The organism is Brakhagea baltica (assembly GCF_052161605.1).
In the GTDB taxonomy this organism is placed as follows: Bacteria; Planctomycetota; Planctomycetia; order Pirellulales; family Pirellulaceae; genus JBKCUI01.
In genome coordinates, this window is record NZ_CP197409.1 from 1,560,259 (window position 1) to 1,583,210 (window position 22,952).

Sequence of the window (22,952 nt, forward strand, 5' to 3'; positions counted from 1 at the left end):
GTAGATCAATAACCTTTTGAAGATGTCTTAGCCGACATCGCCCAAGGAAGCAACCGCACCGTGCCGACCGAGAATTTGCTTCTTTAGCTTTTCATGAACAGGGTCGTTCAAGCCGGGATCTGCAGCAACAAGCTCGCGCGCGACTTCACGAGCGACCGAAAGCACCTCGGCATCACGAACTAGATCGGCGATACGGAGTGACGCCGCCCCCACTTGCTTGAGCCCCAAAAGATCCCCCCAGCCACGGAGTTTCAGGTCCGCTTCTGCTAGTTGAAATCCATCTTCAACAGAAGCGAAAACCTTCAGGCGATCATTTTCTGTTGCATCGACGCCCGATCTTGGAAAGACGCAAACATACCCTGGTGTACCACCTCGACTAACTCGACCACGCAATTGATGGAGCTGTGCGAGTCCGAGACGATCGGCGTCTAGAATGGTCATGACGGTGGCGTTCGGCACGTCGATTCCGACCTCGACGACGGTGGTTGCAACGAGAACTTGAGTCTCTCCGTTCTGAAAGGCGTTTAGTTTGCGTTGCTTTTCTTCCCCATCCATCCGTCCGTGCAATAGATCGATTCGCAAGTCTGCGAACTCGGAGGAAGAGAGTTCTTGAAAAACCTGTTCGGCACCGAGCGAGTCTGAGTCCAGGTCCTGTTCGACCCTGGGCAGAATCACATAAGCTTGTCTCCCCGAGCCGATTTGTTTTCGGACAAACTCCCACCAACTAGCTTGCTGGTCGGTAGTCCCAAGATAAGTATGCACCGGAGCGCGTCCAGGAGGCTTATCCCTGATGACGGACGAGTCAAGATCACCGAACTGAGTCATGGCGATGCTTCGAGGAATAGGGGTCGCTGAAAGGACTAAATAGTGTGGTACGATTCGCGAATCCTTGAGGGCAGCCCGTTGTGCGACGCCGAACTTGTGTTGTTCATCAATGACGACCAAGCCAAGATTGTGAAACTCGATTTTGTTACTGAGAAGGGATTGCGTCCCGACGACAATATCTACGGTACCAATCGCGATCCGCTGTTGCAGTTCATTTTGTTCGCGTTGCGATAAAGAGCCGACCAGCAACTCCACCATTACTTGGCTTTTCGCGAGTTGTTGCGAAAGGCGGTCGAAGTGTTGACGTGCGAGCAGCTCGGTAGGAACCATAAGAGCGGTTTGGAATTTGTTGGCGACCGCGTTCAGCATGGCATATTGCGCTATGGCTGTTTTTCCGCTTCCTACATCACCTTGAACGAGCCTGTTCATAGGAACCTCCCGGTTCATGTCATTTCTTACATCTTCGATGGCCTTAAGCTGGTCATTGGTAAGTTGGAAGGGAAAGCGCTTTAAAATCCTCGCATGGATGATGGGGGTTGCTTCGATTCGTGGTGCCGACTTGTGAGAGTCGAAGCGATTTCGTTGCATGGCAATCGCCATTTGATAAACCAGTAATTCTTGGAAGATAAATCTTTGGCGAGCAGCGTGTGCCTCGGCCAAGGTCTCAGGGTTATGGATCTTGTGTATCGCGTCTTGGATGCCGAGAAGCTCTGCGGGTAAAGATTCGCTTATTAGTTCGGTTTCTGCGTCGGAGACGGTAGCTTCGAGCCCTGGCAACAACGGGCCTGTTTTCGGTTGGATGGGGGAAAAATTCTCTCGAAGTTTTTTGGCCGCTAGCTGCCGCAAACTTTGAGGAAGGGCTTCTTCCAGGGAATCGGCCAGGGAGTTAATCGCAGCGCTGACAGCGGTTTGGACATGCTTTTGTAGCAAGCCCTCGGTGAGTGGATAGATAGGGAGTGGGCGTTGGGGGGGAGGTTCAACACCAGGTTCGAGCACAATCACTTCTGGGTGCCGCATTTCAAATGAGATACCGGTTGACTTTGGGACACCGGTTGCCACCACGTTCATGCCTCGCTTGAATTTTTCTTGGCGAAACATCTGGTTGTACCAAACGCATCGAACGAATCCGCCGCCGTCGAGGGCTAATAGGATTCCGAAGCTACCGCGTCCGCTGAAACTGTAGCGAGAGTCCATGTCGACGATCTGTCCGGCTACGGTCGCGCGAACTCCTTCGGTCAAATTCAGAATGTTTTGGTAGGGGGCCACATCTTGGTAGTTTCTCGGGAAAAGAAACAGAAGGTCTGCGGCTTTGTGGACTCCGATGCGATGAAAGAGCTCAACCCTTTGCGGGCCGATCCCAGGAACAAATTGCAGGGGAGTCGAGCGTTCTATGGACTTCTGCGTCCCTTTGTCGTCTGTTTTTTGTGGGGTCTGAACATGCGGTGCAATGGGGTCCATAGCGTGATTCCGTAGTTTTTTAGGAGTAATTCATCTCTTCGCAGAGTTCCTCGCCGCTCTGCTAGAAGACGTCTTTCGGGGAATCGATGTGGCTAGCTTTTGAAAAACATAATACAAAGCGTGGTTGTCAGTTCTATAAACCCTTGGATAATAGACAACTGCCGTTTTTTCGACTCAAAGGAGTGATTGATCAAGTGATTGTAGCAGCATCGACAGGTTGTTTTCCAGAAACCCCGCTACCGGAAGCAGTTGAGATTCTTGGTGATCTCGAGTTTACCGCGGTGGAGATTGTATTGGACGACCATGGAATCCAGATGCCGCCGGCTCGGATTGTGGAAGATTTCGAAGAAGCGCTTCGCGTTGTCCGAGACACCCATCGCTTGGATATTTGCAGTTACGACGTCAAGATTCGAGCCGAGGGAGACGTTTATTACGAGCGATTCGAAAAGGTCTGCGATCTCGCCAAAGCGACAAAGGTCGTGACTCTTACCATTCCGAGTGGCGAGCATGGCACTCCGTTCAATCAGGAAGTAGAGCATCTACAAAAGGTGGTTAGCATAGCGGAGGGTAGAGGGGCCAGAGTTGCGATCAAGGGGCAAATTGGCTGCCTTAGTGAGGACCCCGATACCGTTAAGACCCTTTGCGATTATGTCCCCGGTCTCGGACTGACCTTGGACCCTAGCCATTACCTCTGCAGCAACCACCGGAACAAAAACTACGAAAAGTTGCTCAAGTACGTCTACCACACTCACTTGCGAGATTCAAAAAAGGACAAATTGCAAGTCCGAGTTGGCCAAGGGGAGATCGAATACGGGCGGCTGATTACGCAATTGCAAACCGTCGGCTACGACCGAGCCCTGAGTGTAGAGATGGAGCCCATGGCAGATATGGACATGCGTCAGGAGCTTAGAAAGCTTAGGCTTTTGCTCGACAGTTTACTTTAGCGGCAACACGTGAGCTTCACCTGGACAAGCCAGGTCCGTTCTCATTGAGTTGCGGTAGAAATTTATCTGCCTGTCACTATGGCGTGTTTGCCAGGGTCCTCCCGAATCTCATCGAAATCGGTTAGACTAGAGGGGGTTGAGATCGCGGGGCACGAGCGTCCAGCCTGCGAGGTCAGGTCGGCGGCTAACCCGGAAGAGAGGTGGCGGGTCGGCATCACACACACATCTTGTCCCTCATCTGTCAAAAAAATGCCGATTATAGAGACGCGAGACCTTCGTAAACAGTTCGGTGTTGGGGATGTCGCGATAGACGTTCTTCGCGGAGTGACACTCTCGATCGAAACCGGTGAGTTTGTCGCCTTGATGGGGCCTTCGGGATCTGGCAAGAGTACTCTTATGAGTATTGTCGGCGGCATCGAGCCGCCATCTAGCGGCGATGTCATGTTGGAAGGCGTGAACATTGCAAAGTTAACCGATGACCAAAGGACATTGCTACGCAGGCGTCGAATAGGCTTTATATTTCAAGCCTTCAATTTGATACCAACCCTCTCGGCACTGGAAAACGTGTCTTTGCCACTAGAGTTAGACGGGGTTTCGGCCAAGGTTGCCCGCGAGCGTGCTCTCCGAGCACTCGAACGCGTAGAGCTATCGCATAGAGCTAGCCACATTCCCTCTCGCCTTTCTGGGGGTGAGCAACAGCGGGTCGCGGTGGCCCGCGCGATTGTGATCGAACCGGCGATACTGTTGGCAGATGAACCGACAGGCAATTTGGATTCTCGGCAAAGCGAGCGAGTCACCGAGTTGCTGCGCAGTTTGGCTGCGGATCACAAGCATACGATTGTCATGGTGACGCATGATGCCAAGGTGGCACGTTCTGCTTTTCGACTTTTGCTTTTCCGCGATGGCATGATCGAAAGAGACGTCAACCAAAGCGATTACGGACACGACTTTCCTGTTAGCGATTCCGGGAGTTTCCCTCGTCCCAGTTACGCCCCTCCACCGCAAGATCCAGCCGTACATCAGCAACAAATTGAGAGATTTGCGTCGGAGGGGAATCGCTAATGCCTCTAGCAAAACTCTCGCGTCGCGAGATCCAAAGCAGACCGCTGCGCAGTTTGCTGACGCTGATAAGCATTGTGATTGGAGTCGGAGCGATCGTTTCCACATCCATCTCGACGGAGTCCGCCAGGCTAGCTCAGGAAGCGATGATCAAAACCGTGACGGGCAATGCGGCACTGGAAATTGTGTCGATCACGGACGGATGGTTTGACGGTAAGCCATTGGAACCGATCGCCAGAATGGAGGGGGTGCAAGTCGCGTCCCCCATCATACGCCGATTTGTACAGATTTCCGTTCCGCCGGGGTCATCTCATAGCGACATCGAGGAATCGAAGGGGGATGGAGACCCTGGCGTTTCTAAGGAGAGACCGCAGAACAGGACTTTTCGGCTTCAAATTCTCGGCGTAATCCCAGAGCTCGATAGGAAGGTACGCGATTTCAAGATTGTCGACGGGCGAGAGCTTAGCTATGAACAAGAAGATCGAGACTCCGTCGTGATTGATGAACAACTAGCACAGACCGCGGGGCTCAAGGTCGGTTCTAAGTTCTTGGTCCAAACGCTTAGTCGGTCGCAAGAAGTTACCGTTGTGGGGATCTCCAAGGCACTAGATGCGAGTGCTGCGATACAATCCGGACCAATCCTGGTTCAACTGCGGTCCGCGCAACGCTGGTCGAGAGCCAACGGCAAGGTCGGCGTATTGCAAATCGTGGCCGACCCTAAAGTACCTTTGCCAAAACTCATCGACGATCTTCAAGCGGAGCTAGATCGGATCGGGGCCGAATTAGCGGGTTCCGAGTCTGCCAATTCCGAGCCTGATGCACTGGCTGCGGAGGACGCAGGTGCCCCGCCTCGGAGAACAACGGTAGCTCGTGTTCCCAAACCACCTGAACGACTAGAGATTCGTCAACCTACCGCCCGTAGTCAATTGACGGAGGAGATAACCAAGGCCCCCGAATCAGGGCTACGTCTAGCGATCGCTTTCTCGCTCATCATATCTGCTTTCATCATTTACAATACGTTCCAGATGAATGTCGGTGAGCGACGTAGGCAGCTTGGAATTCTCAGATCTATGGGCGCATTAAAGCGTCAGTTGCTTTGGATGATAGTTCGCGAGGGATTGTGGTTAGGGGTGATAGGCGGGATTCTCGGCAGTATTGCCGGTTATTTTGGAGCGAGTATTCTCAATCAATCCACGTCGCAATTGTTGCAGATCAATATTCCTCAAAGTCCGTTCACCATCTGGCCGTTTATCGGTGCATTCATCGCGGGAATAGTAGTCGCAACCTTGGGGGCCTTCTTCCCCGCCTTGCGAGCTTCTAGGCTTTCTCCCGCAGAAGCGATGAGGGTTGTCGCTTCGGGGGAATTCGGGACCAGTCGGATCGGATGGCTCGTTTTCGGTAGCGTGACGATCACCGCGGGAGTTATAGTACAAGCGTTATCGATTACCGGCATTTTCGACTACAGTCATGCCGTGACGGGTGCTTTGGTAATGCTTATCGGAATTGTCTTTTTGCTACCCGGGGTCATTGGAGAGTTAACTGCGGTTGTGGCTAAGCTGCTGACCCCGATCATTGGCGTTGAGGCAATGCTCGCGCGAAAGCAGATCTTGCGACATCGAGGGCGTAGTTCTCTGACCATCGGCACGGTATTCATTGCGATTGCGACGGTCTTGGGGCTGGCGAGCACGATCCTGGACAACGTCGGAAATGTCGAACAGTGGTATCAGAGAGCCATCGTCGGTGACTTTTTTATTCGGGCTGCGATGCCCGACATGAATACAGGGGCCACTGCCGACATGCCTTTGGATCTTCCCGAACAGATCGCCGGTATGCCTGGCGTTTCCTTGGTCGACACGCTGGATTTTGTGAACGCCAAGGTTGGAGATCGGACGGTATTGGTTGTGGTGAGAAAATTCAACTCACCAACGCAAGACTTTTTCGATCTCACCGAGGGCAAAGCTGACGCAGTGTTGGAGGGCATCAAGACCGGCGGCACGGTGCTGGGCTCCGTTTTATCGCAGAGAATGGGGCTCCATGTAGGGGACACGATACCGCTGGAAACATTAGCTGGCGTCAAGGATATCCCAATCGTGGGTGTTACTAACGAGTATATCGCCGGTGGGCTTACCATGTATTTGGAGGAGCAGACCGCCAAAGAACTTCTGGATGCACAAGGGCTGGACGCCATAGTGGTCAGGGCTGATCCAAGCCAGCACGCTCAACTCGAAAAGAAGCTACGTCAACTGTGCGAAGAGAATGCGCTGATGTTTCAGTCCTATTCCGACTTAGTCGCGATCATCAAGGGGACGCGAGACGGGGTGACGGGTGGGCTGTGGGCAGTATTGGCACTCTGTTTTGTGATTGCCGCATTCGGCTTGGTCAACACGCTCGCGATGAACATTCTCGAGCAGACTCGCGAGATAGGTATGTTGCGGGTTGTCGCGATGACTCGCAATCAGGTTCGCAAGATGATAGTGTCACAAGCTCTCATCATTGGCTTAATCGGCTTAATACCGGGAGCGTTGATGGCGATTTGGATTGCTTATCTGATCAATCTTCCCTCCTATCAAGTCATTGGCCGGGATATCGAGTTTAAGATTTATCCATGGTTGCTCGTGGGGGGCGTGGTATTCGAGTTGGTGATTATTTTACTCGCTTCGATGCTACCTGCCGAAAGGGCGGCTCGGATTAACGTTTCCTCAGCGTTGCAATATGAATGATCTCGGCGTTAGAGCGTGTCGAGAACTTGCATGACACCATCGAGAGCTCGCAGGACATAGTCGTCTTGGATCACTTCTAAACGTCCCAATACAAGAAGGTGCTCTTTTCTGTTGGGGGGCTCAGGCTCAGTCACTGGATAAGAGTGTTCGTCGGAATACAGGACCCTAACACTTGAACCACTGATAGTTGTGAAGGTGGGCCAGTCCGAGCTTTCTTCGGGCGAATCATGAAAAGCCGATTTCGCCGCAGTCTCTCGCGTTAACTCTATGACCACGTAGGCCTGTGGTTCCAGCTTTACCATCCCCGGGATATCTCCTGTGGAACAGCGTCGAACCAAGTTGAGAAACTTTGTGTCGTTCAGTACGAGGGACGCGACCGAATCGCGATGCTCATGCCAGTAATCCAAGGTGGCTTGGTCGGTTGTGTCGATATAACGAGCGAGATCGCAAAGCGAACCGTAGAATTCAGAGACCGCTTTGAGTTGTTCGCCTCTTTCGCGAGGAATGTTTCCCCATTCCGCTTCGTACCAACGAAGTTTGTCGAGTGCTGCTTTAAGTGCTGGGTCCGGCACAGAACTTTGCAGGGGCTCGTTTATAGAGAGGGCGGCCCCAAGAGCAGGGAGGTCGCTTTTAATCTCCGCTCCCGAAGCGGCCTGGGAGTAGGGTAAATCGCTGGGAGATCTTGCTGTCGATGGTGGTTTGGGAGTCGGTTCGAACCTAGCTAGTGTACCATCTGGCCGAAAGCTCGATCCCCGCAGGTGTTTTGGGACGACCCAGGGGACGTATTGTGCGACTGCGGGCCCCGCGTTACCGAGGTCCCTGCCGAACCCATACCAAAGGATTCCGGTGGCGAGCGGCAAGGCTGCTAGTCCCCCGAGAACTGGCGGCAGGATTTTTAGCCAGGCTGGTTTTGGCTTGGATCCGTCCTTGCTTTTTTTCTCCCGGACTTGAAATGTGGGCCGTACCGGTTGGGGAGCCGGTTTTTTTTCTGTTTGCCCGGCCGCTTGATCGTCGGAGTTGTCCATCGCAGGTAGCAAGAAGAGGAAAGTCTGTTGGGCCCGTAAGGGGGGTAAGTTCCCGACAGTTGAAAAATTCTTGGGACGCAAATCTCTACCCATCAAGGATACACACAGAGCGAAGCGGGAGACAGAAAGTCCTCTCGGAATTAGGCCCCGGCGAGCTTTTTTTCGTCACAACTAGGGGCATCGTCCTGGCCATAAGCCCCCCAAAATGCCGTTTAATGGGACCAATCACTTGGCTTTGATGGCGATTTGGACCATACTGTAGTGAATTCCGGGAAAGTGAGCCGGTTATCTATCGGCCTTCCCTTGTTGTTCCCTCCCACCGTTTGATCTACATGCTGTTGCAAAAAGCACGTTTAGGCGTCCTGGCGATCGTGATGCTGGTGGCGTTACGATTCACTATTGGATACCATTTTTATATGGAGGGGGCAGTAAAAGTCCGAGAAGGTAACTTCTCCTCTAAAGGTTTTTTGACGGCTGCTAAGGGACCTCTTGCCGATCAGTTTAAAAGCTTGATTCCCGACCTCGATGGATTGGTTCGACTCCCCGAAATGCGAGAAAACCTCATTGAGGAGAATCAAGAACCGACACCAGAGGATCCGAACGCCAGCCTGAGCTACGCAAAGCTTTTCGGACTGCTGAACGACTATCGTGATAGCATCGTAAGTACCTACGGGTTTTCTGCCGAGGAGCAAATTCAGGCGGCCGAGGAAATCACGAGCCGAACGAAATCCGAATTGGTAGATTTCGCTGGTCAGTGGCAAGCGGAGATCATGGAGTACCTGAGAGGGTACCAGCGCGTAGAATTGAACCGTGCGGATGCTGCCAAATCTATTGTGCCCGGCATGAGACGTCAAAAGGAGGAGATCGAGGGAAAATGGAGAGCAATTGCCGCCCCCTTGCTACCTCAGGTCGATAGAATACTTGAGACCTTCGAAGCCGACCTCAATGGTTTGGCTACGGAAGAGCAGGTAGCAGAAGCAAAGAAGAAATTCGTTAAATTCAAGCTGCCGGGCGAAGGTCCCATTTCGGTGGATTTGGTTGATAAATACATTCCGATTTTCGATATGACGGTCGGGATTTTATTGATGCTGGGTTTGCTGACGCCGCTCGCAGGCACAGCAGCCGGATTGTTTTTACTATCGGTTGTTCTGACTCATTTTCCAGGAGCCTACGGGGCTCAGCCGACTTACTATCAGGCGATCGAAATGTTCGCTTGCTTCGTGTTGGTGTTCACTGATGCGGGACGGTATGCGGGACTTGACTTCTTGCCGTGGAGTTTCTGGAATCGAAACAAAGGCGGTCGAGAAGGCTAGGGCGGGTTACGATAAAAGTTACGTCGATTTCATTGAGAGAGAGTTATGAACCAGTTATCACCGGATGAAAAAGCAGTCGGCCAAAGTAATTACTACGAGGCTGTAGGGTTCACCCGCCGTCAGTTTATGCAGAATATCGTCGCTGCGGGTGCTGTGTCAGGAGCCGGATTGGGAGCCATGTACTTTGGCTATTCCAAGGTGAATGATCCCGTTCGAGTTGGGGTGATCGGTACCGGAGACGAGGGGAATGTGCTTATCGGCGCTTGCAATCCCGAATACGTTACCGTGAAAGCTATCGCCGATATTAGACCCTACAGTATCTTCCGTGCATTCCATGGTGATAACTCTTCGCCTGCGGCATGGTCTGCTCGGCCCGGTTTGATCAAACAATACAAATATTCCAGCGAAGCCGAGGCACGAGCAAACGTAAAGGTTTACGATGCATCCAACGGCGGCATGGAGGCTTTGCTAAACGATCCCGAGATCGAAGCGGTGATCATAGCGTTGCCATTGCACCTGCACGCACCGATCGCAATCCAAGCGATGATGCGCAACAAGCACGTTCTGACCGAAAAACTGATGGCTCACAATATCGCTCAATGTAAAGCCATGGCTAGGGTTGCATCGGAGACCCGAGACATGGACGACAAGCCAATTCACTTGGCCACCGGGCACCAACGGCACTATAGCGTACTTTATGACAACGCTGTTCACTTGCTTCGGTGGGGCATGATCGGCCAGTTGCATCACATTCGAGCGCAGTGGCACCGAGGTAATTTGCCTGGCAGAGATTCCTGGCAGCCACCATTGCCAAAGGGAGAGATTGGTGGAAAGCCCGAGGACAGCACCGTCCTTAAGCAGCTGGCACGCTTCCAAGCTGACTTAAAGAAAGCCAAGAGTCCTGCGGAAATCGATTTGCTCACGAAGAAGGTGGCTCAGTGGGAAGCTTGGATGGCGGACGACGTCGACGCGGAAAAGTTCGGCTATATCTCTTCGAAGCTAGGAGATCGCGACAGACCGGCTCTGGAAGAATTGATCCGTTGGAGAATTTTCGAACGAACCGGTGGCGGATTGATGGCGGAGCTCGGCAGCCACCAGCTTGATGCAGCGTCGATCTTCTGCAGCGCACTGCGAAGTGACGGGAAAAAGGCGCGGCCGATTTCGGTTCACGCCGTTGGTGGCCGTCACATCTTCCCATTCGACAGAGAATGCGAAGATCACGTTTACTGTTCGTATGAATTCCCAGGGCCAGAGTATTCCGAGAAGTTCGATGTCGGGTATACCATTCCTGGGACCAAGGGAATCAAGTCTTATGAGAACGATCCCAATAAGAAGGTGGTCGTGACTTATTCGTCCATCAACGGCAATGGCTTCGGCGGCTACGGCGAGGTTGTGATGGGAACCAAGGGAACGATGATCATCGACAAAGAGCAAGAAGTCATGCTCTATGCGGGTTCCGATACTGGGGCAACGGTCGGAGTCAAGGCTGCTAAAGAGGGCTATGCTTTGGACACCCAGGCCAGTGGCGGCTCGTCCGCTCCTGTAGCAAAGGCGGCTGCTAACGCCGGCCCTGTAAGCCGGGGGTACACGGAACAGATCGAGCACTGGGCCTACTGTATCCGTAATCCGGATCCCGACAACAAGCCACGTTGCTATCCAGAGGTGGCCATGGCGGACGCTGTTATCGCTCTTACCACAAACGTGGCGATGCGACAAGGAGCGCGGGGCGAAGCTGGCTTCATCAAATTCAAGGATTCTTGGTTTGATGTTCGGTCTGATGAGACCCCGGACGGCAGCAGCGTCCAAGAGGAGCTAGCTGCGATGAAATCGTACACGATTCATGGCGGGTCTCAATCCGCTTAGGTTGGAAAGAGGCTAGCCGATTTATAACTATAGTGCTTAACAACGTTAGCGTTTGACAAGAGCCACAGACTCTGGGATGGTTTGCTATTCCAGAGTCTTTTCGTTCCGCAACCAGCCAGTCGATCTAAATGACGGATCAAACGCTTCAAACACCCTCGGTAAGCTTGCCAGGACCGCCACGTGCTATCCCTGGCAAATGGTTCGCATTGCCCTTTGGGATGCTCCTATTATTTTCCTTATGGCTGGTCGTTTCGATGGCATTTCGATTTCAAGCCATCATGAAACAACTCGAAGACAGTCGCGAGGTTTGGCCGAAGGCCGCAGCGATTTACCGTGATGTCCTGGATGAAATCTCTAGGGAGTCCTCTTCTGATGCCTGGCAGGACGTAAAGTCTGCATTCACCAAATCGAGTATCTTCGACGAACAGAGTGTAGCCGTGAAGCAATTACTCGTGAAATTAGCGAGCGACCCGAGTGAAAGGATTGCCACAGAGAAGATGAAGGAACGAGAGGAGATTATTGCAGTCGAGCAATCTGAACGCACCCGTGCACAATTGCAATCTGGGATAGTCGGTTGGTGTACGGTAAAGGGGTTGCGACTTAAGCTCCCTCCATTGTTCTTGTTGGATTAAGGATCGATATGGACTGGCATTCGCTACTTGGTCATGATCGGCAAAGAACGTGGTTTCAGAATGCCGTGAAGAATGAGAGATTAGCCAGCACGTTTTTGTTTGTGGGCCCTGCCGCGGTTGGAAAACGCACCTTTGGGAAATTGCTCGCACAAACACTCTTGTGTACCACGAATCATCCCTCTGAGTTTAGACCTTGTGGACGTTGTGAGACGTGCATTCAGCTCAACGCAGGCACCCATCCGGATCTGATCGAGATAGCCAAGCCGCCCGACAAGACTGCTTTGTCGATCGATCAGTTTGTTGGCAAGGAAGAAAACCGGATGCGCGAGGGGCTGTGCTATGAGATCCGCATGAAGCCTTACTCCAACCGTCGTAAGATTGCGATCGTCGACGATGCCGACACGATCGGAGAGGAAGGAGCCAACAGTCTCTTAAAGACGCTCGAGGAGCCTCCTCCTGGATCTGTCATCATCCTGATCAGCACCAGTTTGCAAAGACAGCTTCCGACGATCCGTTCACGCTGCCAGATCGTGCGATTCCAACCTCTTTCGACTGAGCATCTCGCAACGCTCGCCTTGCGACAAAATCTGGTTGAGGATCCAGCACAAGCAGAAAAGATTGCTGGGCAAGCAAATGGTTCGCTTGCGGAATTCGCGGTTTATGCCGACACCACTTTGCGAGAGTTTCAGCAGGAGATGAAAAAACAGATATCCTATCGCCCGATGGATTTTCTAAAGTTCGCCAAAGCGATCCAGGGCAACATGGAGTCCGTAGGGACCGAATCGCAACCGCGGCGAGAAAGGCTTAAGCTGCTGATCGATTTTGTTCAACAGCACTATAGAGAGGTGATGAGCAATCATCTCGATAAGGATCCGGCGGTTGTCGAGCGGACGATTCGATCGATCAAGCGTTGCTTGGAGGCGAAGGAGCACGTGGATCGCATGGTGGCCCCCGCAGCTCTGATTGAAGCGTGGGCTGCCGACATCGCTGCCATTTAGAATTCGAGTATGAACCGACACCATCATTCTATCGTCGTTCCCTACGTGTCGACTGCGATCTGGCTCATGCAGTTGCGATGGGTCGCGGTCGTAGGACAATTGATCGCGGTGGGATCGGTAACGTTGCTACTCAAGATTCCTCTCCAATGGCAACCCCTCCTTCTTCTAATTTCGTGGACCGCTGCCACGAATCTTGCCATGACCTATTGGGTTCGGCGCATCAAGTGGTCACTACAATCCAAGTCAGAATCGTTAGGCAAAATAGGGTTTGGCCACTCGGCGGAGTCCAGAGATTCGTTTTTGGATGAGAACATTGGAAATCGTGTTTTAGCTGCCGTGCTTTGCATGGATGTAGCCACATTAACGGCGTTACTGTTTTTCACGGGAGGGGCAGCAAATCCCTTTTTGATTTTTTACTTCGCCAATATAGCCATCGCGGGGATGCTCCTCCCTCGACGACTGGCCTGGGTGATTACGGGGCTTTCGATTACTGGATGTATCTTTTTGCTGAACTCTGCACGCGGTGTTTCCGCACTAGCAGTCTCTCCGTTAGCTGCGGAGGCGGATTGGGGGATCGAAAAGATTTCTTTCATGATCGCCTTTACAACCTGCAGCTCGGTCGTGACCTACTTCGTCACAATGCTCGCGGTGGAACTCAGACAACGTGAGGTGCAGTTAGCTGTCATCGAAAAGGAGCGAGAACGAGCGAGACGATTAGAAGCGATGGCAACGTTAGCGGCAGGGGCAGGGCATGAATTAGCGACTCCGCTGTCGACGATCGCTGTCGTCGCAAATGAATTAAGTCGCAACCTGGAGAAGTATGAGGTTTCGCCCGGAATCCGAAGAGATGTGAAGCTTATCCGCGAGGAGTTGAATCGTTGCAAAGAGATTTTGCATCGCATGAAGAGCGGAGCCGGGGAGGCCGCAGCCGAAAACCTGAAACCGATCTCGCTTAAGGAGCTGGTTGCCGCAACGGTAGAAGCCATGCGAGAGCCAAACCGCGTGATCGTTTCTATCGAGGGAGGAGCCGCAGAGAGTCGAGGCGTGTTACCCAAGCAAGCCATCTCCCAAGCGCTTCGCAATTTGCTTCAAAATGGACTTGATGCTTCGCAGCCGCACCAGAAGGTAGAGCTTCAAGTCAAACTGATTGCAGATCCTCAAACGGGCTATGAGTCCTGGAGCATGCTGATCAGAGACCGTGGAACAGGACTTTCGGAGGAAGTGGCCAGAAGAATCGGCGAACCATTTTTTACGACCAAAGAGGTTGGCAAAGGGATGGGGTTGGGAGTTTTCTTGACTAGGAATGTCATTCAAGGAGTTGGGGGAACTCTAGATTTTGAACCCGTGAGCGGTGGTGGAACCCTGTGCCGCGTCGATATTCCATGCCGGACTTAGCCGGAAATCCAATTCTTAAACCACACGGTTTTTAACTCTGCAGGATTCCCTCTTGCTTTTCCTCGTCCTCCATGTTGAAGAGCGAGAACACCATGCTCAACACAATTGGGACCAGCAGGATGGTGAACACGGTCGACACCACTAAGCCGCCGATGATCACAGCTCCGAGGCCTCGATAAAGTTCGCTGCCAGGCCCTCTTAGGAATACCAAAGGCAGCATACCTCCTACGCTGGTAAGAGTGCTCATGAGAATCGGTCGAACACGCGTCCTCACCGACATAACGATTGCGTCGTTGGGTTTTTTGCTAACAGCGTTTCCGTTTTCATCGACTCCGTGTTTCAGAAAGTTTAGTGATTGGTGAACGATCAAAATGGCGTTGTTCACAACAACTCCCGCCAGAATTACAAAGCCCAGAATGGTTAGAACATCCATGTTTTGCACGGGAAGATAGCGATCATTCAGCGTCCAGTTATGAACCATCGCCAAACCAATAAACCCGCCAAAGGTTGCAAGCGGGACGCTGATCATAATCACCAAGGGAAACGCCCAGCTTTGAAAGAGTATGACCATCAGCAAGTAGACAATCAGGATGGCGAGAAACATCGAACTGGAAAGAGTCCCCACGATCGTTCCATCGCCGATGAGTGCTTGCTTGATCTCCGCTAAAGCCCCAGCCGAACCTGCGAATCGCACGTCGACTGTCGCTGCAATCTTGCCCGCCGCGCGCAACTCACGTTCCTTGGCCCTAAGCTCCTCCATAACCTGGCCCAGCGGTCGATCGCCGGGAGGAGTAAACTCGAGTGTGACAGCTCTTTGGCGATCGACGTGACGAATCTGATCCTGTGTCAGCACACGCTCGACAGTTGCCAAGCTCTCCAAGTCGACAACGCCATCTGCCCGGGTCGCGATAGGAGTGTTGAGCATCTTTTCTAACGGGAAGTCTCCCAGTGCCGTAGAGTTGATAATCTTCAAGTCTCTGAGTTCGCCGCCCCGTTCAAACCGCCTAGGAATCAGGATTCCGTCACCCGCAGCTTGGGTCGCTAGTCCGATGTCGCGACGTGTAAGCCCTGCTTCTTGCAATCTGTCATCGTGCGGTAAGATTTGAATCTCAGGAGTGGGCAGCAAGAAATTCGCCGGGTTTGGGTTGGTACTGCGAGGACCATACTCTTTGATAAGGTCGAGCATCAATACGCGAGCCGATTGCACCGCATCATCCAAGGAATCGCTGACAACGTCGATCTTGATCGCAGCCCCTGTAGCTCCCCCCGTTCGAAACAAGGGGAATTGAAAGCAGAAAAAAAGAGTATCGGGTGCAGTCTGCCCAGCGGTCGCTTTTTCTAGCAGAGGTAAGGCGTCTGGAGTCATCTCGGGTTCTTTCGTGATACCGATTTGAAAGATCCTGCCTTCTCTCGCCACCAAAAAGTAATGATCCAGCAAAGGAGCTAACACCTTTTCCTCGGCACCAGCAGCGATCGGGATCATGGCACGTCGATCTTCCATCGGGTTAGGACCTCCTCTACGAACCGACTCTATAGCGAATCGATCACCGGCAGCTTCCCACGAGGGGGCGATCGTTGGTTCGATTCGGCTCCCAATCTCGAACAGTTGGTCGACGCTATAGGCGGGCGGGGGCACCATCAATCCGAATACAAGATTTCGATTCCCCTTGGGTAAGTAATCGAGAGGTGGCAGTAGGTACCAAATGCCCGTTATCGTTATCCCAATGAAGAGTAGCGTTGTAATCATCCGACGCCCCCAACTCTGGATTAACCAAGCTACAAAAGATCCAATCCATACCGGCACCTGAGCCACCTGCTCCGCCGTCTTACGTATTCCATTCCAGAGAACCAAAAGTCGACGATTACTAGGTAATGCTTTGGTGATGTCAATAACAGGAGCCACTGCCACTGCTTGCTGCTTGCGAAGAATGACACCCGCAGCAGAGGGGATAACTGTGAGCGATACGATCAAACTCAGGCCGACAGCTGCCATGATCGCCAGTGCAATGTCTCGAAACAACTGGCCCGCTTGCTCTTCGATTCGCAAAATGGGCAAGAAAACGATTAGAGTAGTCAAGGTTGATGCCAGAACAGCGCCAGCAACTTCTTTAGATCCGCGAACGGCAGCTTGTTTGGCGGTACAACCTGTTTGAAGATGACGGAAAATGTTCTCAATTACCACGATTGCGTTATCCACCACCATGCCCACGGCAAAGGCCATGCCTGCGAGCGAAATGATGTTCACGCTGCGCCCCATAAACAATAGTATGACAACAGTACCGATCGTGGATAAGGGAATAGCGAGAGCTATGATCCCGATACTGCGAATACTTCTTAGGAAGAGCAGTAGAGCCATAATTGCAAGAACTCCCCCCGTTAGGATGTTGCTTTGGACCAAAGCAAGAGCATCTTTCACGTAGGTGGACGAGTCTGATGTTTGTACCAGTTCTAGCTTGGTACCTGGTGCCATGAGCCCATCGAGTTGTAGTAATTTTGCTTGCTGACTAAGCAGCCCGCCGTCAGCGTTCATCCGACGAATTTCTGCTTGGAGTTCCGCCATGACATCCAGCAGATTCCCACCTGGTTCAAGTTGGAAATTGAAAAACGGCATGAGGGTACCGCGCGCCCTCGCGAAATCAATTCGCTCTTTGTAGCCAGCCACGACTCTGGCCACGTCTCGAACATAGACAGGCCCGTCTTCATCACGTCGCAAAACCAGCTCTTCCACGTTATCTACGTTCTCAAATCTGCCGATGGATCGGACGCGAAGATCGCTCTTGCCATCTACAATACGACCAGCGGAAAAGTTCGCGTTATTGACTTGTAAAGCATTCAAAAGTGCTTCATAGGTCAGTCCTCGTGCGGCGAGTGCATACGGATCGACAATCACCTGGATCTCTGAGGCGCGAGCACCCGTAATTCCAACCTGGGATATTCCAGAAATCCGCTTAAAGACTGGTTTCATTCGCCGTTCCATAAAATCGAACAGCGTCGTCGTATCGAAATTCGGGTCGTCAGAACTCAGTCCCACCCAACCGATGTAGTCGACACTTTCGGGATCAATCGCCTCAATAGTAGGTTGATCAACACCGAGCGGGTAACCAGGTACTTCGCTTAGTTTTCGATCCACATCCGCCAACGCTTCGCGAATGTCGGTTCCCGTTTTAAATTGCAAACGGACCAGTCCGCGTCCGTTGCGGGAGATGCTCGCCATCGATACGAGGTTGGGTACCTCACCAAGATACTTTTCTTGTTGCTCGATGACATCGCTTTCGACTTCCTGAGCAGAAGCATTTTCCCATGCTGTTGCGACAGAGATAACGACCGACTCAATCTCAGGTGCCATGCGAATCGGTATATTCCGGAACGCAACCATACCGGCCAGCAATGCCAATATCACAGCAACCGCGACCGTGATCGGGCGCTCGACGGATGCTCGTATAATGTTCATGAAACTCTCTGCTTACCGTTCGTGTATCGCAATGATTCTTAGAATGATGTCTTAGTTTGCGTAGGCAAGATAGGTGCAACGATCTGTCCAGGAGACAAACGCTCGTTGCCCTCAACGATTACCTGGTCCCCTACGCTAACCCCCGCCGTGCGAATCGCGACACGAGTTCCTGTTTCAAATTCGATTTGGACATCGATGGGTTGTGCTTTATACGAATCGCCTTCGCTGACGACTTTGTAGACGATGGTTTGGTTAGGACGTCGAAGCAAGGCATCCTTATGGACCGTCATAACACTTGCTTCCTCGGTTAGCGGCAGCCACCCCTCAATGGACATCCCTGCGGTCAAAAGGCCAGTTGGGTTTTCGATGACGGCAACGACCCGAAGAGAACGAACTCTAGGGTTAACGTCAGAGATCCGTCTAACCGAAACAACTTCGATTGCGTCACGAATCGCAGGCGAGCTTAGAATGACCTCGCGACCGTACTCCGCCACCTCGCGGACGAATCTTTCGGGGACGTCGAGCCACGCCTCGAGATTGCCAGTCGACACTAAAGTTAAAATAGCGTCGCCTGCTTGCATCCAATCGCCAGGCTCAGCCAATCGTTCGATAACGGAGGCATCAAAGGGGGCTCGAAGCGTCATGTCATCAATGCGGATTTGCATTAACGCAATAGACTGGGTCAGACGGTCCAAATTTTTTTCCGTTGCTAAGATAGTGGCGTCTGCGATTTCTTTTGCAGCAAGATACTCATCGTATTCCGTGTCGCTGATCGCTCGCTCCTCCATGAGCTTTGCTGCGCGGTTCAGATCCGCACCGGCTTGTTTCAATCGGGCCCGCTCACGTTGCAGATCGGCTTTACCTCGTTCGACTTCGGATTCTAGCTCTTTCTTTTGGACCTCAAGACGACGAGCGTCGATCCGAGCCACGATATCACCCTTGCGAACTTCGTCACCTTCCCGAACGATGACTTCGACGACTCTGCCAGGTTCGAGTACCGCCAACCGCCCGCGAGCAATGGATCGAAGCGTACCGGTTATCGAATGCCTTAGACGAAGCGATTCCAATTGCACTTGCTCGGTGCGTACTGCAGATTGGGATAGGGCTGTATTTTCTAGACAGCCTGCAAAGTAAGCTATGAGGGCAGCAAGCTGCACGCATGCGTGAACGGTCCGAAGAATCGTGGAATGCATTTTCTGTGAGGAATTGAGGCGTGAGTGGTCACGAAAAACGGCAGCCGACACTCAACTGAATACCGAGTCGCCCTACTATCCCACTATACCCCGAGCAGAAACCCTTTCCGCGAAAAATTCGTAGCACACCTACCATTCTCAAGCTGCCAGACAGGATCGAAACGCCCTGGACATGAAACAAACCCAATCGACAGGTTAGATTTTCAACAAAAATGTGTGCTATCCACCAAATGTCAACACTAGGGTGACTTGCATTGCTCAGTGCCCCTAAAGGCTGAGAATCCATCGAACGAGGTAGTTTGTAGTATAGTTCTCTTTTCGTAATGGATCGCCTAAAATCTTTGGGGCATCACTCTCGAAGTCGCGACCCAAAAAAGCGGATGGCAATTGGACATGACCGAAACGCTCAAAGATTACGATCACGGAACAGGTCCCTCAACATCGTTGTCGTTATTGCAAGAAGCATGTAAAGGGAGCCAAGACGCATGGAGATGCGTTGCCCAAATTTACGGGCCCATCGTTTATGGCTGGGCTCGGCGGACTGGGCTGCAAAATTCAGACGCTTCGGATGTCATGCAAGAAACATTGTTGGCGGTTTCTAGTTCCATTCAACGTTTTCGCAGCGATTCGCCCAGCAGTTCTTTTCGGGGGTGGCTATGGACCATCACTCGAAATAAACTGAATGATCGGTTCCGTCGTTTGCAGAAATTGCCTATGGTTTCGGGGGGCTCCACCGCAAATTTTGCCCTGCAACAAATGGCCGAGCCTCTTTCTGGGTCTCGTTATAACCTCGACCAGCCACCTAGCGAATTCGATGCTGACGCAGCCCATGTCGAGATGCGTTTGCTGGAAGTCCTGAAAACGCAGTTCACACCCCGCATTTGGCAAATGTTCTGGGAAACGACGGTGATGGAGCGTTCACCGGATGAAGTTGCTCAAGAAATGGAAACAACCAAATGGGCCGTGTACAAGGCAAGAGCTAGGGTTTTGCAAAAACTGAAGCAGGATTTTCGCGAATTGCTTTGAGGACCGCAAGAATTTCGTGTCCAACGGTTGCGTTAGGAATGGTAGAGCACATCACTTGAGGCTGCTCACTCGGAAGAACTCTGCCAACATAGGAAAGCGTAACATGATTGCTGCCCAAACCAGTTGCCCGTCAGACGATCGATTGATCGAAATTCTAACGGGGAACGTGCTCTATGAGGAACTGGAAAGCTCCCTATCGCACATTGATCAATGCGTTGAATGCCAAGCCCGAATGGAACGGATAGAAATTGGGGGATCCATCTTGCGAAAAGCAAATATCGCTTCCCGTCCTTCGCAGAAACCATTTGTTTGGGATGCGTTTCAAGCCGAGTCTGCTTGTCAAGCAGGATTGAGCCGGCTGCTGGAAACGAGCCGAAATGAACAAAGGCCCAGTGTTGTGCTACCCTTTGATCGCATCGGGCCTTACCGGTTGATTCGCCCTCTAGGTTTTGGCGGCATGGGTACGGTTTACCTAGGGAAACATGATCGGCTGCAAAAAGAGGTCGCGATCAAGCTGTTACCTCGAGAGCGAATCGAAACCCCAGGATGGTTGGATCGTTTCAACAGGGAGATGGTCACGATCGCTTCGATCGAGAACCCACATGTCGTACGCGCTACCGATGCGGGCTTTCATGATGGGTGGCACTACTATGTTATGGAGCATTTGGACGGCTTAGACATAGGACGTGTCGCAAGCAGGCTGGGAGTATTTAAAATCGCAGACGCTTGTGAAATCATCCGACAGGCGGCGATTGGCTTGGCGTGTATTCATGAACAAGGTTTGGTACATCGAGACATTAAGCCTTCCAATTTGATGCTGACGGTTTCAGGGCAAGTGAAATTGCTGGATCTCGGGCTCGTTTTGGCTGGCGATGATCCGTTAGCAATAGATGAGCGACTAACTACTGTTGGTCATTTATTAGGTACGATTGGCTACATGGCGCCCGAGCAGTTAACCGATAGCCGGTCTGTCGATTGGCGAGGTGATCTCTACTCCCTCGGAACAACTTTGTTTCGTTTATTGACAGGATCGTTACCCCATCCTCGTCAACATGGGATCGCTACCCACATCTTGGCTATCACGTCGGAGCCCCCGATCCCGATACAGAAATTACGAGCAGAAATCGACTCGCCATTGGTGGATCTGGTTGGGCGATTGCTTTCTCGTGATCCTTCGGTCAGACCGAGCGGCGCGTCGGAAGTGGTCGAAGGCTTGACCGAACACGCCAAGGGGGCTCAGCTCACGAACTTAATTCGAACGGCATTGGACCGTCCAGACAATCCAGGCGAGGCCAACAATATCGCCCTCATGAATTCCTTAGTAAACGTCCCAGCGACCAAGGCGATACGCAAGCGAAATAGGGGACGTTGGCTTGTTGGGCTAGGAGTGCTTTCGGCCCTGGTTGTGGCGGGGATTCTGCTGAAGCTGGAAACGGATCGTGGGGAGTTGGTGATTCACAGTGAACAAGATGGCTTAACGATCTTGGTGAAGCAAGAGGAAAAGATCGTCGAGCGATTGGAAGTCTCCGCTGGAAAAGACCAAAGTACATTGCTGCGAAAAGGGACTTATCGCGTTGAGATCGCTGGCGGTGGAACTGCTTTGCAGTTAAGCGATAACGTGGTAACGATCGGCAGAGGAACGCAGTCTATCCTCAAAGTGGAACCAAAAACGCAACTAAGAAAAGAATCTGATGGGACAGAGGATGCATCAGGAGATCTAAGCCCACTCTATCAGGGGCAGACTCTAGCTTATTGGCGAAAACGTCTTCAGGTGGAGCAGTCCGTTGTGGACCTAGGACAAGCTATGGCGGCGGTCGCAACACTGAGTCAAGGCACCGAGCATAGGGCCGAATGTGCTCGCGAGATTTTGCAGCTTGCGCGTCGATGGGGAGGAATCATCTCCCTCGGAACCGGGGAGCAGTTCGGGGGAAACAGATTCAGCTTCAGCGAAGATCCATCGTTTGAGTCAGGACGATTCATGGGGAACTTGTTGCTACTGTTCCCTAAATTCCTGCCCAGTCCTGGGTTGGAAGCTTTGCGCGACGAATTGCGTTCAGGCAATGAAAAGAGTCGTACGGCCTGTGTGTGGTTGCTCAAAAACGCACTTACGGGAGTCGTCGGGGAAGTGGAACTGGCTGAACGACGCGTCCTGGTGCAGAACTGGTTGCTCGATCGGTTGCATTCAGATCGGGTAGAGTTAGCTCGAGAATTGCTGTCGTTGATGCCGGAACTTGTAGCATCGCAGAGTGATCATGGTTGGCATGGCTTAGCCTTTATGTCGAGTCTGCTCCTCAGCGGTTCGATAGGAGAATCCATCGCATCCCAACCTTGGCTGCATGACCAAATTGTCTCGGCGATTGAACAAGCGAGTGAGAGCTTTGCGGCTATTGAGAACTTAGAAAGCCCACAAGGGGATATTTATATTAATCGACATGTCGTACTTGCTGGTTTGGAATTGGCGTTGCTTAACCCGTCGGCTGATAGTGGCCGAAAACTGGACCTAGGAAGAGTTTTGGAATCGCCTTTGGAGACCGAGGACCGCACCCTGCTGGACTACTTTCTCTGGGAGATCATCGAGCGTATCAACTTTGAGCAAGATCCGATCCTTACCCGTCAATTCGATAGGTTGACTCCCGCGTTCTTGGAAAACTACCCTGATGCTTTATTCAAAGGAATGGAAACGCGTATAGTACGAATAATACGGAAAGCCTCAGAGCCTGCCGAGACGACAGTTACCTCATCAACTGCTTGGTATGGCGGGGGTATGGTGGGTGGTGTCAATATCCCACCGGTCGTCCACCAGTTGAGGCAGATAGTGCATACTGATACGTCATGGGGAAGGCTCCTTCCCGAATACGCTGCTCGCACGCCTGAGGTCGCTAAAGCCATCGAGTTGTTATCATCCTTGCAATCGCACGTTCTCGAATGGCGAGACTCGAGAGCGTGGACGCGTTTAGATACTCAAAGCCAATTTAAGGGTGAGCAAACCAATGTCGATCGGGCTTTAGAAATACTTCGCAAACGGTTCTCTGAGCAGAGATAGGCGGGCA

Annotated in this window: 14 protein-coding genes; 10 read left to right on the top strand and 4 right to left on the bottom strand. The window is 52.1% G+C overall.

The window, feature by feature from the left end; all coding sequences use genetic code 11:
• Positions 1-27 precede the first annotated feature (27 nt).
• Entirely contained in the window at positions 28-2,283 is a 2,256-nt protein-coding gene (locus SH449x_RS06125) for an ATP-dependent DNA helicase RecG (RefSeq protein WP_482380441.1), read from the bottom strand.
• Between the two features lie 143 nt (positions 2,284-2,426).
• On the opposite strand from SH449x_RS06125, the gene SH449x_RS06130 reads away from it, so the two are divergent.
• The 3 genes from SH449x_RS06130 to SH449x_RS06140 all read left to right on the top strand — a co-directional run bounded on the left by SH449x_RS06130 (position 2,427) and on the right by SH449x_RS06140 (position 7,006).
• Positions 2,427-3,227 carry a sugar phosphate isomerase/epimerase family protein gene (locus SH449x_RS06130; RefSeq protein ID WP_482380442.1) on the top strand — a complete coding sequence of 267 codons (801 nt, stop codon included), beginning with the start codon at positions 2,427-2,429 and terminating at the stop codon, positions 3,225-3,227.
• 249 nt (positions 3,228-3,476) lie between these two features.
• Positions 3,477-4,289, top strand: coding sequence for an ABC transporter ATP-binding protein (locus SH449x_RS06135; protein ID WP_482380443.1), 813 nt, complete (start codon positions 3,477-3,479; stop codon positions 4,287-4,289).
• Positions 4,289-7,006: an FtsX-like permease family protein gene (locus SH449x_RS06140; RefSeq protein ID WP_482380444.1), complete on the top strand. Its 2,718-nt coding sequence runs from the start codon at positions 4,289-4,291 to the stop codon at positions 7,004-7,006. The genes SH449x_RS06135 and SH449x_RS06140 overlap by 1 nt, the downstream gene beginning before the upstream one ends.
• Positions 7,007-7,014: 8 nt before the next feature.
• Here the strand turns inward: SH449x_RS06140 and SH449x_RS06145 are convergent, their stop codons facing one another.
• A complete protein-coding gene (locus SH449x_RS06145; protein ID WP_482380445.1) occupies positions 7,015-8,031 on the bottom strand; it encodes a hypothetical protein in 1,017 nt (338 codons plus the stop codon).
• 332 nt (positions 8,032-8,363) lie between these two features.
• Here SH449x_RS06145 and SH449x_RS06150 point away from each other — a divergent pair, with 332 nt between their 5' ends.
• From SH449x_RS06150 to SH449x_RS06170, 5 genes are all read left to right on the top strand, one after another.
• Positions 8,364-9,344, top strand: coding sequence for a hypothetical protein (locus SH449x_RS06150; protein ID WP_482380446.1), 981 nt, complete (start codon positions 8,364-8,366; stop codon positions 9,342-9,344).
• A gap of 45 nt (positions 9,345-9,389) precedes the next feature.
• Positions 9,390-11,207 (top strand): Gfo/Idh/MocA family protein, encoded by a 1,818-nt coding sequence (locus SH449x_RS06155; protein ID WP_482380447.1) that lies wholly within the window; start codon positions 9,390-9,392, stop codon positions 11,205-11,207.
• A gap of 128 nt (positions 11,208-11,335) precedes the next feature.
• Positions 11,336-11,839, top strand: coding sequence for a hypothetical protein (locus SH449x_RS06160; protein ID WP_482380448.1), 504 nt, complete (start codon positions 11,336-11,338; stop codon positions 11,837-11,839).
• 8 nt (positions 11,840-11,847) lie between these two features.
• A complete protein-coding gene (locus SH449x_RS06165; RefSeq protein WP_482380449.1) occupies positions 11,848-12,837 on the top strand; it encodes a DNA polymerase III subunit in 990 nt (329 codons plus the stop codon).
• A gap of 9 nt (positions 12,838-12,846) precedes the next feature.
• Positions 12,847-14,232 (top strand): ATP-binding protein, encoded by a 1,386-nt coding sequence (locus tag SH449x_RS06170; RefSeq protein ID WP_482380450.1) that lies wholly within the window; start codon positions 12,847-12,849, stop codon positions 14,230-14,232.
• 31 nt (positions 14,233-14,263) lie between these two features.
• On the opposite strand, the gene SH449x_RS06175 is transcribed toward SH449x_RS06170, so the two are convergent.
• Complete coding sequence (locus SH449x_RS06175; protein WP_482380451.1) at positions 14,264-17,683, bottom strand: efflux RND transporter permease subunit; 3,420 nt, start codon at positions 17,681-17,683, stop codon at positions 14,264-14,266.
• 38 nt (positions 17,684-17,721) lie between these two features.
• Positions 17,722-18,876: an efflux RND transporter periplasmic adaptor subunit gene (locus SH449x_RS06180; RefSeq protein ID WP_482380452.1), complete on the bottom strand. Its 1,155-nt coding sequence runs from the start codon at positions 18,874-18,876 to the stop codon at positions 17,722-17,724.
• 393 nt (positions 18,877-19,269) lie between these two features.
• Between SH449x_RS06180 and SH449x_RS06185 the strand changes: the two genes are divergently transcribed.
• Both SH449x_RS06185 and SH449x_RS06190 read left to right on the top strand, forming a co-directional pair.
• The gene (locus SH449x_RS06185) at positions 19,270-19,902 is read left to right on the top strand and encodes a sigma-70 family RNA polymerase sigma factor (RefSeq protein ID WP_482380453.1); all 633 of its coding nucleotides are present in this window, start codon (positions 19,270-19,272) and stop codon (positions 19,900-19,902) included.
• Between the two features lie 103 nt (positions 19,903-20,005).
• On the top strand, positions 20,006-22,945 hold the full coding sequence (locus SH449x_RS06190) for a serine/threonine protein kinase (protein WP_482380454.1): 2,940 nt from the start codon (positions 20,006-20,008) through the stop codon (positions 22,943-22,945).
• Positions 22,946-22,952: the final 7 nt, after the last annotated feature.

Bases quoted from the DNA above. Each gene is read 5' to 3' on its own strand.
- SH449x_RS06135 (WP_482380443.1), top strand. From the start codon at position 3,477: ATGCCGATTATAGAGACGCGAGACCTTCGTAAACAGTTCGGTGTTGGG.
- SH449x_RS06125 (WP_482380441.1), bottom strand. From the start codon at position 2,283: ATGGACCCCATTGCACCGCATGTTCAGACCCCACAAAAAACAGACGAC.
- SH449x_RS06140 (WP_482380444.1), top strand. From the start codon at position 4,289: ATGCCTCTAGCAAAACTCTCGCGTCGCGAGATCCAAAGCAGACCGCTG.
- SH449x_RS06180 (WP_482380452.1), bottom strand. From the start codon at position 18,876: ATGCATTCCACGATTCTTCGGACCGTTCACGCATGCGTGCAGCTTGCT.
- SH449x_RS06190 (WP_482380454.1), top strand. From the start codon at position 20,006: ATGATTGCTGCCCAAACCAGTTGCCCGTCAGACGATCGATTGATCGAA.
- SH449x_RS06155 (WP_482380447.1), top strand. From the start codon at position 9,390: ATGAACCAGTTATCACCGGATGAAAAAGCAGTCGGCCAAAGTAATTAC.
- SH449x_RS06185 (WP_482380453.1), top strand. From the start codon at position 19,270: ATGACCGAAACGCTCAAAGATTACGATCACGGAACAGGTCCCTCAACA.
- SH449x_RS06160 (WP_482380448.1), top strand. From the start codon at position 11,336: ATGACGGATCAAACGCTTCAAACACCCTCGGTAAGCTTGCCAGGACCG.
- SH449x_RS06145 (WP_482380445.1), bottom strand. From the start codon at position 8,031: ATGGACAACTCCGACGATCAAGCGGCCGGGCAAACAGAAAAAAAACCG.
- SH449x_RS06150 (WP_482380446.1), top strand. From the start codon at position 8,364: ATGCTGTTGCAAAAAGCACGTTTAGGCGTCCTGGCGATCGTGATGCTG.
- SH449x_RS06175 (WP_482380451.1), bottom strand. From the start codon at position 17,683: ATGAACATTATACGAGCATCCGTCGAGCGCCCGATCACGGTCGCGGTT.
- SH449x_RS06165 (WP_482380449.1), top strand. From the start codon at position 11,848: ATGGACTGGCATTCGCTACTTGGTCATGATCGGCAAAGAACGTGGTTT.
- SH449x_RS06170 (WP_482380450.1), top strand. From the start codon at position 12,847: ATGAACCGACACCATCATTCTATCGTCGTTCCCTACGTGTCGACTGCG.